Origin of the sequence: Polaribacter sejongensis, from assembly GCF_038024065.1 — a bacterium.
GTDB lineage: Bacteria > Bacteroidota > Bacteroidia > Flavobacteriales > Flavobacteriaceae > Polaribacter > Polaribacter sejongensis.
Genome location: NZ_CP150667.1, coordinates 2,271,466 through 2,286,864, shown reverse-complemented (window position 1 = coordinate 2,286,864; position 15,399 = coordinate 2,271,466). Strand labels below are relative to the sequence as shown.

Here is a 15,399-nt window from a genome sequence, read left to right as displayed (position 1 = left end):
TCTTAAAATATATTTGAGACGAGTGAATCCTTTTTACTTGGTTTCTACAAAAAACAGGTAGTTTTAGTATAAAAAGTGTCAAATTTGCTTTTTAGAGATTAAAATAAGTAATCCGTCGTTAATTATCCTAAAAATTAAATCTTTATTTTTATTTTGTAACATATGCAAAAAGAACTGATTTTAGTCTTAAAAAAAATACCAATACATTTTTTATGTTGGATGCTTGTTTGGTTTTTCTTCAAAAGTTTTTTTAGTGTAGGTTCATCAAACAAAGCTTTTTTATTTTGGTTTTCTTCTCTTTTAAGTATTGTAACATTAATTACTGCATATGTTTTTGTATATGATTTAATTCCTAAATATTTATTAAAAAAACAATATAAGAAATTTGTTCTTTATACTATTTATTCAGGTGTTTTTGTTGCTACAACTATTTTAATGATAGAAGTAGTTGGGTTTGTGTTTTATTTTAATTTAGAATTTCAAAAAATGCCAGCATTAACTACAAATCCTGCTGTAATTTTGATTTGTGTTTTTTTTATAGTTGTTCTGGCAAGCGGTTTAAAAATATTAAAACACAGTTATAAATCGTTAGATGAAAAAAAGACTTTAGAAAACAAATTTTTACAAACTAAGTTAGAGTTAAAGGAGCAAGAATTAAAGTTTTTAAAGATGCAAATTCATCCGCATTTTTTGTTTAATTCTTTAAATACTATTTATGGTTTTGCTATCACTAAAGCAGATGAAGCGCCAGAAATGATTTTAAAATTATCTAATTTACTAGATTATATTTTATATCAAGTAGAAAAGCCAAAAGTACTATTAGTAGAAGAGGTAAATCATTTAGAAGATTATATTGCATTAGAGAAAATGCGTTTTCACGATACTTTAAAAGTGAGTTTTAAAAAGGAAAATATAAATGAAGAAGTACAAATTCCACCGATGTTATTAATTCCGTTTGTAGAAAATAGTTTTAAACATGGTTTTGCTGCTAACGGAATTTTAAAAGTTGATATTCATCTTAAAATAGATGCTAATTATTTGTTTTTTGAAATAGAAAACTCATCCAAAGAAAAAGAAGATATAAGTGCAGGAATTGGTTTAGAGAATATTAAAAAAAGACTAGAAATGTTATATCCGAAGAAACATCAACTAGAAATTATAGCTAAAAAAGATGCATTCAAAGTGTCTTTAAAAATTGAATTTTAATAGAGATTGTCATTTCGACCTTTTGGGAGTAATCACATAAGGGTGCTAATTGTTGTGTTATCATTATTATGTGACTTCTCTCTCTGTTCTAAGTGACAAGTTTTGGAGGTTTTTTCCACCCAGTTTGCCTTCTCGACAGAAAGAGGAACGAATGACGAGGAATCTCATGCTTTCTAATCTAAAAATAAATAACTAAAAAATGAACCAAATTAATTGTGTTATTGTTGATGATGAACCCGTTGCTAGAAAAATTATAGAAACTTTTGTAGCTAAAATCCCGAATTTAAAATTGGTTAAAAGCTGCAAAAATGCCATGGAAGCATTCGATGTTGTAAATACACAAAACATAGATTTATTCTTTTTAGATATTAATATGCCAGACGTTTCTGGTTTGTCTTTGGCAAAATCTATCAACAAAAATTCTAAAATTATTTTTACAACTGCGTATAGAGAATATGCTGTGGACGGTTTCGATTTACAAGCAGTAGATTATTTGTTAAAACCAATTGCATTCGATCGGTTTTTACAAGCAGTAAATAAGTTTTTTGAAACTAAAATTACTATAAAACCTTCGGTTGAGGTTACAGAAAGTGTTGTTAAAAATGACTATATTTTCGTAAGATCAGACCGAAAAATGGTGAAAGTTATTTTTGATGAAATTCTGTATGTAGAAAGCTTATCAGATTATATTAAGATTTACACTAAAGACAAAATTTTAGTAACAAGGGAAACCATTTCTAATTTAGAAGTAAAATTACCTTCTCGTCAATTTTTAAGAATTCATAGGTCTTATATTATCAATTTAAACAAAACAGATTCGTACACTAATGAGTTGGTAGAAATTGAAAAAAATGCCATTCCAATTAGCAGAACCTACAAAGAAAATGTACTTAAAAAGTTAAATGAAAATTCTTTGAAATAGTTTTATCTTTGATGCAAAATTAAGACGTTTGGATACAGCACAATTTATTTCGAAAGGAAGTACTAATTTAGTAGAAAAAGCAAGTTTTACTTGGCAAACACCAAGTAATATTGCATTGGTAAAATATTGGGGAAAAAGCAATCCTCAAATACCAAAAAATGCTTCTATTAGTTTTACATTAAACAATTGTCATACCATTACTACGATTGATTTTAAGAAAATAGAAAAGGTAGAAACTGTAGATTTCGATTTGTTTTTTGAAGGAAAACAGAAGGATGCTTTCAAACCAAAAATTGCAGAATTCTTTAAACGAATACAAGAATATTGTCCTTATATTTTCGATTATAAAATGACTATTAATTCAGAGAATTCTTTTCCACATTCAAGCGGAATTGCATCGTCTGCAAGCGGATTAAGTGCTATTTCCATGTGTTTAATGAGTTTAGAGTCTGAGTTAAATTCTGATTTATCAGCAGAAGAAATTAATAAAAAAGCATCATTTTTAGCACGTTTAGGATCTGGAAGTGCAAGTAGAAGTATAGAAGGACCAATGGTTGTTTGGGGAAATCACCCAGAAATAGAAGGAAGTTCAGATCTGTTTGGAGTAAAGTTTCCATATAAATTACATTCAGTTTTTGAAAATTATCAAGATGCTATTTTGTTGGTTGATAAAGGCGAAAAACAAGTTTCTAGTACCGTTGGTCATAACTTAATGCATGAGCATCCGTATGCAGAAAGTCGTTTTACACAAGCAAATGATAACTTGAGTAAAATATCAGAAATTTTACAAAACGGAGATATAAAAGCATTTGTAAATTTGGTGGAAAGTGAGGCATTAACGTTGCATGCAATGATGATGACGAGCAATCCGTATTTTATTTTGATGAAACCCAATACCTTAGAAATTATCAATAAAATTTGGGAATATAGAACCGAAAATGATAGCAATATCTGTTTTACTTTAGATGCTGGTGCAAATGTGCATGTGTTGTATCCTGAGGTAGAAAAAGAGAAAGTGAATCAATTTATTGAAAAAGAACTTTCTAAATACTGTCAAAAAAATCAGTATATTTATGATTCTGTGGGTTTTGGAGCTAGTAAGAAATAGAATCTCAGAATTAAAAATAATTTAAATGAAAGCTTTTATAAAGTTACTATCAATTTTAATTTTCTTTTTTACGATAACTATTTCTGCTCAAAAAACCAAGTGGTTAGATGCACACTTAAAAGAAACAAATAAAGCTAAATCATATTATTACAAAGTAGTTCCTACTGATGGTAACGAAGTAAAGTATTACTACAAAAGTGGCAATGTTTTTAGAAAAATCGGCTATTCTAAAGGAAAGTATGATGGAGTTTTTTCTGAGTTTTATGAATCTGGCGAATTAAGAACTTCTGGAACCTATGTGGATGGTTTAGAGGAAGGTGTTTGGAAAACATATTATAAAAACGGGAAGAATAAAGAAAAAGGAAAATATACAAAAGGAGAAAAAGTTGGTGTCTGGAAAACTTTTTATAAGAATTTTTAATAAGGTTTTGTTAATTTATTAATTCGTATTTTTGCAACACTATAAAAAAGAAAAATGAAAGGACCATTGTTTTATGCTAAAATTCTGCTCTTCGGAGAATATGGAATCATCAAAGATTCTAAAGGATTAGCTATTCCGTTTAATGCTTATAGAGGAGCGTTAAAAACGTCATCAGATTTATCTGGAAATCGCAAGGTTTCAAATGAAAATTTAGAACGTCTTTGCAATCATTTATCTGCTTTAAAAACAGATTTAGTTACTTTTAATTTAAAAGATCTAAAGGCAGATATAGATAACGGAATGTACTTTGACTCTTCTATACCACAAGGTTATGGAGTAGGAAGTTCTGGTGCTTTAGTAGCTTCTATTTATGATAAATATGCTGCTGATAAAATAACTGTTTTAGAAAACTTAACGAGAGAGAAGTTATTAAAGTTAAAACAGATTTTTTCTTTAATGGAATCTTTTTTTCATGGTAAAAGTTCTGGTTTAGATCCTTTAAATAGTTACTTAAGTTTGCCGATTTTAATCAACTCTAAAGACAATGTAGAGCCAGCAGGTATTCCTTCTCAAAAACAAGGAAAAGGTGCTGTTTTCTTATTAGATTCCGAGCAAATTGGAGAAACGGAACCTATGGTTAACATCTTTATGAATAAGATGAAAAACGAAGGTTTTAGAAAAATGATCAGCGAAGAATTTGCAACTACAACAGATGCTTGTATTGAAGACTTTTTGGGAGGAAACGTAAAATCTTTATTTGGTAATGTAAAATCATTATCCAAAATTGTTTTAAAGAACTTTAAACCGATGATTCCAGATGCTTTTCATAAAGTTTGGGAAAACGGAATTAAAACAAATGATTATTACCTGAAACTTTGTGGTTCTGGTGGTGGTGGTTATATTTTAGGTTTTACGGAAGATTATGAAAAAGCTCAAAAAAGTCTTAAAGATTATAAGTTAGAGTTGGTTTATAGATTCTAAATATATGCCTAGTTTTAAAGTCAAAAGAATTATTTTTAAACTTTTAAGCTTAGTTTCTGTAATCAGGGGTTATAATATTCTTGTTTTAGTTTTAGCGCAATACTTAGCGGCTATTTTTGTTTTTTCACCTACAAAATCTCTTCGAGCAATTGTTTTTGATGCAGACTTGTTGTACATTGTTTTAGCAAGTATATGTGTGGTGGCGTCTGGTTATATTATTAATAATTTTTATGATGCAAAGGTAGATCGTATAAATAGACCATTAAAAACGGGTTTAGATAATTATGTAAAACAGTCTACGAAGTTAAAGCTTTATTTTACTTTAAATTTTTTAGGTTTTATTTTTGGATATCTAATTTCTGTTAGAGCAGCTTTGTTTTTTGCTATTTATATATTTGCTATTTGGTTTTACTCTCACAAGCTTAAGAAGTATCCTTTTACTGGTTTAGTTTCTGCTACTGTACTTACCATTTTGCCTTTTTTTGCTGTATTTGTGTATTTTCAGAACTTTTCTAAAATCATTTTTGTTCATGCAATTTTTTTATTTCTAGTAATAATGGTTAGAGAGTTGTTGAAAGATTTACAGAGTATGAAAGGGGCAATTGTGAATGATTACGATACTTTTCCTGTTTTTTATGGAGAGGTAAGAACAAAGAAATTATCAATATTCTTATTATTTTTAACGTTGTTTCCTATTGTAGTTTTGTTTAGTTATCCCGCTTTAAGCTACATGAGATATTATTTTTACTTTGCTTTATTTGTTCTTGTTTTTCTAGGCTTTTATTTATGGAATTCTTCTGAAACGAAACATTATAGATTAATGCATAACGTTTTGAAAATCTTACTTTTAATAGGAGTTTTTTCTTTAATTTTTATAAAGCCTGAACTAATTGTAGAAAAAGTAATAGACCGATTGAATTAAGGTTTTTTTACGTATTTTTGCAAAAATTTTAAGTAATGAATTCAAATAAAAACTCGTCGAGAGGACGACAAGAAGGTAAAAAAAGTACTCCTTTAAGTAGAAAAAGCAAACCTGTAGCTAGAAAAACTCCAAAGAAAACTTTTACCAAAATTAAAGAAACTCCAAAGGCAAGTAATGACGCCTCAGGAATCCGTTTAAACAAATACATTGCAAATTCTGGAGTTTGTTCTCGTAGAGAAGCAGATACCTATATAGAACACGGTAGTGTAGAAGTAAATGGAAAGTTGGTGACAGAAATGGGATATAAGGTTCAGCCAGACGATATTGTTCGTTTTGATGGAACTTCTATTACACCAGAACAAAAAAGATATATTTTACTGAATAAGCCTAAGAACTACATTACCACTATGGATGATGATAGAGGTAGAAAAACAGTAATGGAATTGATTGCTAATGCATCAAAAGAAAGAATTTACCCTGTAGGTAGATTAGATAGAAACACAACTGGTTTGTTGTTGTTTACTAATGATGGTGACTTAGCTAAGAAATTAACACATCCAAAACATAATGTTCGTAAACTATATCACGCTTCTCTAGATAGAAAATTAGAGTTAAGAGATTTAGAGAAATTACGAGGAGAAGTTATTATTGAAGGTAGAAAAGTATTTATCGATGCTGTTTCTTATGTAGATGGTCAACCAAAATCTGAAATTGGTATCGAAATCCATTCTGGTAGAAATAGAATCGTTCGTAAGATATTTGAACATGTTGGTTATAAAGTAAGCAAGCTAGATAGAGTTGTTTTTGCTGAATTAACTAAGAAAAACTTACCGAGAGGTAGATGGAGAGAGTTAACTAATTTAGAGGTTACCAATCTTCAGATAATGAAATAGAATACTTAAGAATCCAGCTTTTAGCTGGATTTTTTTTTGCATATAATCATATATCGATATTATGTTTATAGATAGTTAATCTGAGCTCCTTAATTCAGTCGAGGTTGAAAAGGTGTCTGTTTATACTATAAACTTTTACGAAACAATATTCAGGTATAATAATCAAAGTGTTTAATAGCTGGGAGCTGGGCGGAAAGTTTATAAAAGCAAAAAACCGTTGAAAATCGAAAGATTAACAACGGTTATTGTACTGAAGGCGGGACTTGAACCCGCACGGCCATTACTGACCACTGGATTTTAAGTCCAGCGTGTCTACCAATTCCACCACTTCAGCATGGTATTTTTATTTGTAAAGTAAAGATGATAATTAAATCAAATCTTACTTTCTATTTAATGAACTTTTTATAGTTGTCCTTATTTCTAAGGAGTGCAAATATATTATCTTTATTAGTAGTACGCAATGTTTAAATGGAGAAATAATTAATTATTTTTATATTTTTTTATAAAGTATTAATAATCTATTGTTTAAGAGTTTTTTTTTGTTTGATATAGGGCTGTTATTATTGATGATTATTTAAGTATGAAATTAAATAAGTTTAATAAAAAGTGAAAAGTAGTTGGGGGCAAGTTTGTAAAAGCAAAAAACCGTTGAAAATCATAAGATTAACAACGGTTATTGTACTGAAGGCGGGACTTGAACCCGCACGGCCATTACTGACCACTGGATTTTAAGTCCAGCGTGTCTACCAATTCCACCACTTCAGCATGGTAATTGAATAGAGCGAAAGACGGGATTTGAACCCGCGACCCCCACCTTGGCAAGGTGATGCTCTACCCCTGAGCTACTTTCGCAGTCATAATTTTAAAAGAACTTTTCTTTTTAATTACCCTTATTCCTAAGAGCGGTGCAAATATAATATCTTTTATTATTCTGACAAGTTTTTATTTAATTTTTTTCATTTTTTATTAATCGAATAAAATTCCTAGTCTTTAATTGGGTTCTCGGAACTATTTTAAGTGCTATTTATATGAACTAATACAGGTGAAATTCTTTAAGTTTTATAGTGTTTTATGTCGAGTTTAATCGTTTTACATTCTAAATTACTCTGTAACAGAATCTTGGTTTTTAAAAGAAGAGTCAATTTTAATTTACGTATTCATTTTATAAATAATCCGTAGATTTATAAGGTTAAAAATATAGAGTTTAAATATGAAATCAATCAAATATATAAGTTTTGTCCTTTTCGTTTTTTTTACAATATCATCTTGTAAAAAAACATCAGAAAAGAAGATTATCAATGAAGTTAAAAACCAACAGCCTAATATTATTTGGCTAATGGCAGAAGACATGAGTACAGATTTGGAGGTCTATGGAATGCCGAACGTAAAAACACCTCATTTAAACAAGATGGCGGCAGAAGGTATCCGTTTTAACAATGCTTTTGTAACTAATCCAATCTGTTCGCCAAGTAGATCTGCAATGATGGTTGGTACTCATCAGGTTAAAACAAACTCGCAGCATCATAGAAGTAACAGAAAAGTACCTTTAGATACTATTTTTAAACCCTTTACAAAATTGTTAAGAGATGTTGGTTATACAACAATATTAGGGCATCACGCTGTAATGGGAAAAGGTAGAAAAACAGATGTCAACTTTAAAAGTAAACCTATCGGTAAATGGGATGGAAAAACAGAATTTGGTTTGTTTGATAAATATGATACGTTTACAAAAGAAGATCAACCTTTCTTTGCTCAGATACAATTAGATGTTACACATAGAGGAGATTGGTGGGATGAGGTGAGAGCAAAATCTAAACATCCTGTAGATCCAGCAACACTAACATTACCTCCTTATTTGGCAGACGATCCTGCAATTCGTTTGGACTGGGCTAAGTATTTAGATCAAATTGAATATATGGATCATGAGGTTGGAATGATTTTTAAGGAATTAGAAGACAAGGAAATGTTAGATAATACTATTGTCATTTTTATTGGGGATAATGGACGTTGTAATACCCGAGGAAAAGGATATTTACAAGATTCAGGTTTAAGAATTCCTTTTATTATATACTACCCAAAGCAATTTAAAGGTGGTCAGGTAAGAACAGATGTGGTCTCTTCTACAGATATTACTGCTACAATTGTAGATTTTGCAGGCATTGAAGTTCCTAGTTATATGACGGGTAAACCAATTTTTAAGAAAGGTTTTGATAGAGATTTTGTTTATGGAACAAGAGATTTATGGGATGAAATAGATGAGAAATCAAGAGCTGTTACGTCTGGAGATTGGTCTTATATTAGAAATGAGAAACCAGAAATTCCTTATGATGCACAACAAGCTTATTTAGAGTTTTATAGACCAGCAGTGCATGTTATGAGAAAATTATATAAAGAAGGGAAGCTAAATGGAGATCAAAAACCATTTTTTGAGCCAACAAAACCTAAAGAGGAATTGTATAATTTAAGGGAAGATCCACATCAATTAAATAATTTAGCAACCAATGCTGCGTACAAAGAAACTTTAGAATTGCTTAGAGCTAAAACTTTCGATTTTGATAAAGAAATGGCACCAAACAGCGTTGTGTATAATCCTGCTCCTGTTCCGGGTTTAGCCTTTGTAAAATGGTTTGAAAAAGAACATCCAGAAGCACATCAACAAATGAAAGAAGGTGTAGAGGTTGGATATAAAAAATATAGTAAAGAATATAAAGAGTATTTAAAAAAGCAGCAATAATAGCCAATAAAAAAAGCATCCTAAATTTAGGATGCTTTTTATTTATAAGTGTTAAGTAGACTCACTTTTAAGGTGTTTTACTTTAATTGTGAGGTGCTTAAAACAACTACGTTGCCTTATTTTGCTGCTGCGTAACGTTTTTCTACTTCGTTCCAGTTAATTACATTAAAAAATGCATTAATATAATCTGGTCTTCTGTTTTGGTAGTTTAAGTAGTAAGCGTGTTCCCAAACGTCTAATCCTAAGATTGGAGTTCCTCCACAAGTTACACCTGGCATTAATGGATTGTCTTGGTTTGGTGTAGAACAAACTTCTACTTTACCTCCTGGTAAAACACATAACCAAGCCCAACCAGAACCAAACTGAGTAGCTGCTGCTTTAGAAAAAGCGGCAATAAAATCATCTTTAGTACCAAAAGCAGCTTCAATAGCATCTTTTAATTCACCAGATAAATATCCTCTGTCATTCGGGTTTAAAACTGTCCAGAATAATGAATGATTGTAAAAACCACCACCATTATTTCTAACAGCTCCATTGCTCATATCTAAATTAGTAAGAATATCTTCAATAGATTTTCCTTCTAAGTCAGTATCTGCAATTGCATTGTTTAAGTTATTTGTGTATCCTTGGTGATGTTTACTATGGTGAATCTCCATAGTTCTTGCATCAATATTTGGTTCTAACGCATCATAAGCGTATCCTAATTCCGGTAATTGAAAAGCCATTTTTTTATGTTTTTTAAAAGTTAGTATACTATTTACGCTTGTAAAATTAACCATAATAGGATGGTTTTACAAGTATTTTATGTTTTGATAATTGATTACAGTATAAATAAGATTTATTCTCCGTGTATTTGCATAAATTCTTCCAATTGTTTTACCATATTTTTGCTTCCACAGATAAAAGGAACCCTTTGGTGTAGCTCAGTAGGCTCCACATCCATAGTTCTTGTATAACCATCAGAAGATTTTCCGTTAGCTTGTTCTGCTATAAAAGCCATTGGGTTACATTCATAAAGTAAACGTAATTTTCCGTTCGGGTTTCTAGAGCCTTTTGGATACATATAAATACCTCCTTTTATCATGTTTCTATGAAAGTCAGAAACCAAAGAACCAATATATCTACTGGTATAAGGTCTGTTTCCTTCTTCTTCCTGGCAGTATTTAATATATTTTTTTACACCTAAAGGAAAATCTAAATAATTTCCTTCGTTTACAGAATACATCGTTCCGTCTTCAGGAAACTCCATATTTGGGTGTGACAAGTAAAAAGAGCCAATTGCAGGGTTTAATGTAAATCCATTAACACCATCTCCGGTTGTATAAACAATCATCGTAGAGGTTCCGTAAACTACATAACCAGCAGCAACTTGTGCGCTTCCTTTTTGTAAAAAATCTTTTAATTCTACAGGAGTTCCTGTTGGTGTAATACGTCTGTAAATAGAGAAAATAGTTCCTACAGATACATTTACATCAATATTAGAAGAGCCATCTAAAGGATCAATTAAAACAACATATTTGTTTTGATGATTTTCATCATTACTGTTAATAGAAATAAAACTATCTTCTTCTTCACTAGCAATACCACAAACAATATTTCTTCTTGTTAAAGTCTGTATAAACTTATCATTTGCATACACGTCTAATTTTTGTTGATCTTCTCCTTGAATATTTGTGTCTCCGGCTGCACCAATAATATCTACTAAACCAGCTTTATTAACTTCGTGATTTACTACTTTTGCAGCTAATCTAATAGAGTTTAAAAGGCTAGAAAGCTCACCAGAACTATATTTAAAAGCATGTTGATGTTCAATAATAAATTCACCTAAAGTTTGTTTTTTTCCTGTCATTTTACGTGTTGTGTTGTTAATTTTAACAAATATCTATTTTTTTTAAAGTTACTACAACGTTTTAGTTATTTAATTTTCGTTCAGAAATTTAAACAATTCAAAAATAATTGTCTAAAATATTCAATTATTTTTGGTAGATATGTAAATAACTATCTTTGACTAAAATTTATAAAAAGATGGACTTTACTGTAAGATTAGGAGAAGAAAAAGACATGCAATCTGTGTTGAATTTAATTACAGAATTAGCAGTTTTTGAGAAAGAACCAGATGCTGTAGAAGTAACAGTAGAAGATTTAATAAAGGATGGTTTTTCTAAGAATCCTAAGTTTAAAGTTTTTGTAGCAGAGCAAGAGAATAAAATTATTGGTATTGCTTTGTTTTACGAACGTTATTCTACCTGGAAAGGAAGAACTATTCATTTAGAAGACTTAATTGTCACAAAAAGTAAACAGAAAATAGGAGCAGGAAAAGCTTTGTATACAGCTGTTTTAAAATATGCTCATGATCATAATTTTAAAAGAGTTGCATGGGAAGTAATTGATTGGAATACCAATGCAGTAGAGTTTTATAAAAGTACAGGAGCCACGTATTTAAACGATTGGTCTGTAGTACAAATGGACAAAGAAAACTTATCAAAATTTATTCAAAATAATTAAAATGAAGATTTTTAAATTTGGAGGAGCGTCTGTAAAAGATGCAGCAAGTGTAAAAAATGTAACACAGATTTTACAAAGCGAAGGAACGGAAAGTACTGTAGTTGTAATTTCTGCAATGGGTAAAATAACAAACGCTTTTGAAGAGGTTATAGATGCCTATTATAATAAGACCGATAAGTTGTCTGAAAACTTAGGTATTATTGAAGACTTCCATAAAAATTTAATGAATGATTTGTTTGATAAAGATGATGAAATTTATAAAGAAATTGATATCCTTTTAGGGGAATTAAGCTGGTTTTTAGCTAGAAATACTTCACAAAGATATAATTATGTTTATGATCAGATTATATGTTTTGGAGAGCTTTTATCAACTAAAATAGTAAGCGCTTACTTAACTAAAATTGGTGTAGAGAATAACTGGTTTGATGTTAGAAATTATATAAAAACAGATAGTAATTATAGAGATGCAAAAGTAGATTGGGATTTAACGCAAGAACTAATTAGTAAAAAATTAGATGCTTCTAAATTAAATATTACTCAAGGTTTTATTGCGGCAAATGATACAGAAAACACCACTACTTTAGGTAGAGAAGGATCGGATTATACGGCAGGTATTTTTGCGTATTGTTTAGATGCAGAAAACGTTACAATTTGGAAAGATGTTCCTGGAGTTTTAAATGCAGACCCAAGAGTTTTTGAAGATACTACTTTATTAGAGCAAATTTCTTATGAAGAAGCTATAGAAATGGCGTTTTACGGAGCTTCTGTAATTCACCCAAAAACATTACAGCCCCTAGAAAGAAAAGATATTCCGTTATTGGTGCGTTCTTTTGTAAATCCAAAGGAAACAGGTACAAGGGTTTCTAAAGGAAAAATGTTAGAACCTTTTATACCTTGTTTTATAGTTAAAAAAGATCAGATTTTGGTTTCTATTTCTGCATTAGATTTTTCTTTTATGGTAGAAAACAATATCAGTTATATTTTTCAAAAATTACATGATTATCAATTAAAAGTAAACTTAATTCAGAACTCTGCAATTAGCTTTTCTGTTTGTATTGATAATAAATTTAACAAGTTTGATGAATTTTACAATGAGTTAAAAACGCAGTTTAAAATTGATGTTCAAAAAGGTGTAGACTTGTTTACGGTGCGTCATTTTGATGATAAAGCTGTAGCAAGTATAGAAGCTAAAGGGACTCCTTTATTAACACAAGTAAATAAAGAAACAATTCAAATTGTTTTGGTAACAAAATAACTTCACAATAAATATAAAAAGGACACTAAATTTATACGTTGCCAAAGATTAAAAAGCTATATGTTTTAATAGCAAGAGAATCTTTGATGCATATAAAATTGGTGTCTTTAATTCTGTTTTAGTAACTAAATAGTAATTCAATTTTTTTTTAGTAAGTTTGCAGTTCCGTCTAATTATAATATATGGCATTAGTAACAGCTAAAGAGGTTTCGCAAGTAATTGGTTTACAGAGGTTTGGTTTTTAAGAGCTTTTATTGGGGGGATTCTATTAAGGATACTTCGTATTTCTGAAATCAATAGAATCTACGCTAAGAATAAAAATAAAAAAGATTTAAATTTTTTAAATAGTATTTTAGATGATTGTAACAAATACTACAATTTTTAAATCGATAATAGCCAATTCAAAAGGTAAAAAAGAATTGAAATAATCTCTATTTTTTCATATGTAGAAGGTATTAAAATGTATCCTAATCATAAATATGTTTTAATATAGAAAGTAGATAAAACTTCTAAAGTTGAAACAGATATTATGGCAAGGGTGTTTATTTATTTCTGTGAAGAAGCGTTAGGATTAAAATAAAATAAGGTTTAAATGTTTTCAAAAAATACTCTTTTTTTTAGTTTTTTAACAGTTTTTATTTTGCTTTCTTGTGTTTCTAGTGAAGTAAAGTTACCTATAATTAACAAAGCTTTTCTTGAAGATAAAAATATTTCTGAAATAGAATCGATGTCATTTAGAAATCAATTTAACAAAGAATTCTCTGTTACAAGTTTAAAAGGTAAGGTTCATCTTGTAAATTTTTTCTTTGTTTCTTGTACAACTATTTGTCCTATTATGGCGCACAATTTAAAAGATGTTGTTTTAGGAAATAATAACATAGATCTACTTTCTTTTACAATCGATCCAGAAAATGATTCCATATCCGTTTTAAAAAAATACCATAAAAACGTTGCTGAAAATGTACCAAATTGGACTTTTTTAAGAGGAAACAAAAAAGACTTAAGAAATATTGCGAAGCTTTATCTTTCTTATATTACAAATAATGGGTCAGATGATAGTTATTTTTATCATTCTAGTTCTGTAGTATTATTAGATAAAAAAATGAGAATTAGAGGTGTTTACGATTCTTTAGATAAAGAAGAAATAGCATTATTAGAAAGAGATATTAAAATACTTTCTAAAAAATAAAACACTTAGATTTGTAATTATTTAATCTTTTCATTTTTTTGTGATTATGAGAGAATTAATTAACTCTTTTATATTTAATTGTATTTTATGATAAAAAAAATTCTAATAGTTTTTGCTTTTGTAATACTTGGTGGGCTTTGCTACTATTTATCCTTAACAACAATAAAAAAAAATAAAGTAAAAACTAAAGCACTGCATACTTTAGGGGTTCTGAATTCTGAATGGAAAATGAAAACTTCAGAAAAAGATGAAAAATTTAGCACAACTTTTAATTCATCAACCATATTAATAGATGGTGTTTATACCTCTATGGAAGGTCCAATTTCATACAATAGATTTAAGTTAAACGAAGAAGAAAATGAATTGTATTGGATTACTAAATTCGAAGGAATGGCAAATAGTAAATATAATTCTGAAAAAATTTCAAACGATTTTATTTGTCATATTAATTTATATCATAGTGATGTAGAACATTTTGCTAGAATGGGGTTAAATGAAAGAATAAGCAGGCAGCAATCAGATATTTTAATGTTAACTAAAGGAGGTTTATCTATAACTTTTCCTAATGGTTTTGGTTACCCCTTATACTCTAATGAGAAAATTTTAGTAGGTACACAAGCATTAAATTTAAATAAAGAGAACGAAATTTTTAACGTAGACTACAAATTTAAATTACATTATTTAAAAAATAAGGACAAACAATTACAACCATTATATATGCGTTATGTTGTTTTAGCTTTGCCTTATAAGGGAAAAGATGAGCAAACAAAACCCTCTATTAATGGTGATGAAAAAATGTTTGTAAGATGTGCAGGACCAAATAATAGAATGGAGAATGATAGAGGTGAAAAAATGACAACTTTTTGGAAAATCCCAACTGGAAAACATTCATTTGTAAGTAATGTTACTAAGATTTTATCACTAAAAAAAGAGGAGACAATACACTTTATTAATGTACATGTTCATCCTTATGCAACATCTTTAGAATTAAGAGATTCTACTGCTAATTCAACAGTGTTTAAATCAATTATTACTAGTTCTAAAGAAAAAAAAGGTATTGAAAATATCACTGAATTTTCATCGATTAAAGGAGTTAAATTATATCCAACACATCAATATTATTTGGTTCAAAAAGTTAATAATACTTCTAATAAAGAGATAGATATGATGGCAAGTATGTTTTTATATTTTTATGATGAGGATCTAGATAAAAAACTGAACTAAATACACTTTTTTTCAATAGAACATTAAGCTCTCCATACT

Annotated in this window: 14 protein-coding genes and 3 tRNA genes; 12 read left to right on the top strand and 5 right to left on the bottom strand. The window is 29.2% G+C overall.

The features are described 5' to 3' along the window. The first annotated feature begins 162 nt into the window (after positions 1-162). The 7 genes from WHD08_RS09535 (at position 163) to WHD08_RS09505 (ending at position 6,453) form a co-directional block, all read left to right on the top strand. Complete coding sequence (locus tag WHD08_RS09535; RefSeq protein ID WP_340832369.1) at positions 163-1,206, top strand: sensor histidine kinase; 1,044 nt, start codon at positions 163-165, stop codon at positions 1,204-1,206. A 199-nt stretch (positions 1,207-1,405) separates the two neighbouring features. Further along, positions 1,406-2,128: a LytR/AlgR family response regulator transcription factor gene (locus tag WHD08_RS09530; protein WP_208891003.1), complete on the top strand. Its 723-nt coding sequence runs from the start codon at positions 1,406-1,408 to the stop codon at positions 2,126-2,128. 28 nt (positions 2,129-2,156) lie between these two features. After that, complete coding sequence (locus WHD08_RS09525; RefSeq protein WP_208891004.1) at positions 2,157-3,236, top strand: diphosphomevalonate/mevalonate 3,5-bisphosphate decarboxylase family protein; 1,080 nt, start codon at positions 2,157-2,159, stop codon at positions 3,234-3,236. Positions 3,237-3,261: 25 nt separating this feature from the next. Beyond that, positions 3,262-3,657, top strand: a complete 396-nt coding sequence (locus WHD08_RS09520) for a toxin-antitoxin system YwqK family antitoxin (protein WP_208891005.1) — start codon at positions 3,262-3,264, stop codon at positions 3,655-3,657. A 54-nt stretch (positions 3,658-3,711) separates the two neighbouring features. Further along, entirely contained in the window at positions 3,712-4,638 is a 927-nt protein-coding gene (locus WHD08_RS09515; RefSeq protein WP_208891006.1) for a mevalonate kinase family protein, read from the top strand. A 4-nt stretch (positions 4,639-4,642) separates the two neighbouring features. Then, positions 4,643-5,560 carry a geranylgeranylglycerol-phosphate geranylgeranyltransferase gene (locus WHD08_RS09510; RefSeq protein WP_208891007.1) on the top strand — a complete coding sequence of 306 codons (918 nt, stop codon included), beginning with the start codon at positions 4,643-4,645 and terminating at the stop codon, positions 5,558-5,560. A 35-nt stretch (positions 5,561-5,595) separates the two neighbouring features. Continuing rightward, on the top strand, positions 5,596-6,453 hold the full coding sequence (locus WHD08_RS09505; RefSeq protein ID WP_208891008.1) for a pseudouridine synthase: 858 nt from the start codon (positions 5,596-5,598) through the stop codon (positions 6,451-6,453). Between the two features lie 248 nt (positions 6,454-6,701). Here WHD08_RS09505 and WHD08_RS09500 read toward each other — a convergent pair. The 3 genes from WHD08_RS09500 to WHD08_RS09490 form a co-directional block, all read right to left on the bottom strand. Continuing rightward, positions 6,702-6,787, bottom strand: a tRNA-Leu gene (locus tag WHD08_RS09500). Between the two features lie 345 nt (positions 6,788-7,132). Then, positions 7,133-7,218, bottom strand: a tRNA-Leu gene (locus WHD08_RS09495). A 15-nt stretch (positions 7,219-7,233) separates the two neighbouring features. After that, a tRNA-Gly gene (locus WHD08_RS09490) sits at positions 7,234-7,305 on the bottom strand. 358 nt (positions 7,306-7,663) lie between these two features. Between WHD08_RS09490 and WHD08_RS09485 the strand changes: the two genes are divergently transcribed. Further along, complete coding sequence (locus WHD08_RS09485; protein ID WP_208891009.1) at positions 7,664-9,187, top strand: sulfatase family protein; 1,524 nt, start codon at positions 7,664-7,666, stop codon at positions 9,185-9,187. A gap of 116 nt (positions 9,188-9,303) precedes the next feature. Here WHD08_RS09485 and WHD08_RS09480 read toward each other — a convergent pair whose 3' ends face one another. Further along, a complete protein-coding gene (locus WHD08_RS09480; protein ID WP_165733774.1) occupies positions 9,304-9,912 on the bottom strand; it encodes a superoxide dismutase in 609 nt (202 codons plus the stop codon). 113 nt (positions 9,913-10,025) lie between these two features. Next, positions 10,026-11,036 carry a class 1 fructose-bisphosphatase gene (fbp, locus tag WHD08_RS09475; RefSeq protein WP_208891010.1) on the bottom strand — a complete coding sequence of 337 codons (1,011 nt, stop codon included), beginning with the start codon at positions 11,034-11,036 and terminating at the stop codon, positions 10,026-10,028. Positions 11,037-11,212: 176 nt separating this feature from the next. Between fbp and WHD08_RS09470 the strand changes: the two genes are divergently transcribed. The 4 genes from WHD08_RS09470 (at position 11,213) to WHD08_RS09455 (ending at position 15,360) form a co-directional block, all read left to right on the top strand. Next, positions 11,213-11,692, top strand: coding sequence for a GNAT family N-acetyltransferase (locus WHD08_RS09470; protein WP_165733772.1), 480 nt, complete (start codon positions 11,213-11,215; stop codon positions 11,690-11,692). 1 nt (position 11,693) lies between these two features. Next, positions 11,694-12,947 (top strand): aspartate kinase, encoded by a 1,254-nt coding sequence (locus tag WHD08_RS09465; protein ID WP_208891011.1) that lies wholly within the window; start codon positions 11,694-11,696, stop codon positions 12,945-12,947. Positions 12,948-13,539: 592 nt separating this feature from the next. After that, complete coding sequence (locus tag WHD08_RS09460; protein ID WP_208891012.1) at positions 13,540-14,136, top strand: SCO family protein; 597 nt, start codon at positions 13,540-13,542, stop codon at positions 14,134-14,136. Between the two features lie 87 nt (positions 14,137-14,223). Then, a complete protein-coding gene (locus tag WHD08_RS09455) occupies positions 14,224-15,360 on the top strand; it encodes a hypothetical protein (RefSeq protein WP_208891013.1) in 1,137 nt (378 codons plus the stop codon). The last annotated feature ends 39 nt before the right edge of the window (positions 15,361-15,399 follow it).

Bases quoted from the DNA above. Each gene is read 5' to 3' on its own strand.
- WHD08_RS09460 (WP_208891012.1), top strand. From the start codon at position 13,540: ATGTTTTCAAAAAATACTCTTTTTTTTAGTTTTTTAACAGTTTTTATT.
- WHD08_RS09530 (WP_208891003.1), top strand. From the start codon at position 1,406: ATGAACCAAATTAATTGTGTTATTGTTGATGATGAACCCGTTGCTAGA.
- WHD08_RS09455 (WP_208891013.1), top strand. From the start codon at position 14,224: ATGATAAAAAAAATTCTAATAGTTTTTGCTTTTGTAATACTTGGTGGG.
- WHD08_RS09485 (WP_208891009.1), top strand. From the start codon at position 7,664: ATGAAATCAATCAAATATATAAGTTTTGTCCTTTTCGTTTTTTTTACA.
- WHD08_RS09520 (WP_208891005.1), top strand. From the start codon at position 3,262: ATGAAAGCTTTTATAAAGTTACTATCAATTTTAATTTTCTTTTTTACG.
- WHD08_RS09465 (WP_208891011.1), top strand. From the start codon at position 11,694: ATGAAGATTTTTAAATTTGGAGGAGCGTCTGTAAAAGATGCAGCAAGT.
- WHD08_RS09480 (WP_165733774.1), bottom strand. From the start codon at position 9,912: ATGGCTTTTCAATTACCGGAATTAGGATACGCTTATGATGCGTTAGAA.
- WHD08_RS09510 (WP_208891007.1), top strand. From the start codon at position 4,643: ATGCCTAGTTTTAAAGTCAAAAGAATTATTTTTAAACTTTTAAGCTTA.
- fbp (WP_208891010.1), bottom strand. From the start codon at position 11,036: ATGACAGGAAAAAAACAAACTTTAGGTGAATTTATTATTGAACATCAA.
- WHD08_RS09505 (WP_208891008.1), top strand. From the start codon at position 5,596: ATGAATTCAAATAAAAACTCGTCGAGAGGACGACAAGAAGGTAAAAAA.
- WHD08_RS09515 (WP_208891006.1), top strand. From the start codon at position 3,712: ATGAAAGGACCATTGTTTTATGCTAAAATTCTGCTCTTCGGAGAATAT.
- WHD08_RS09470 (WP_165733772.1), top strand. From the start codon at position 11,213: ATGGACTTTACTGTAAGATTAGGAGAAGAAAAAGACATGCAATCTGTG.
- WHD08_RS09535 (WP_340832369.1), top strand. From the start codon at position 163: ATGCAAAAAGAACTGATTTTAGTCTTAAAAAAAATACCAATACATTTT.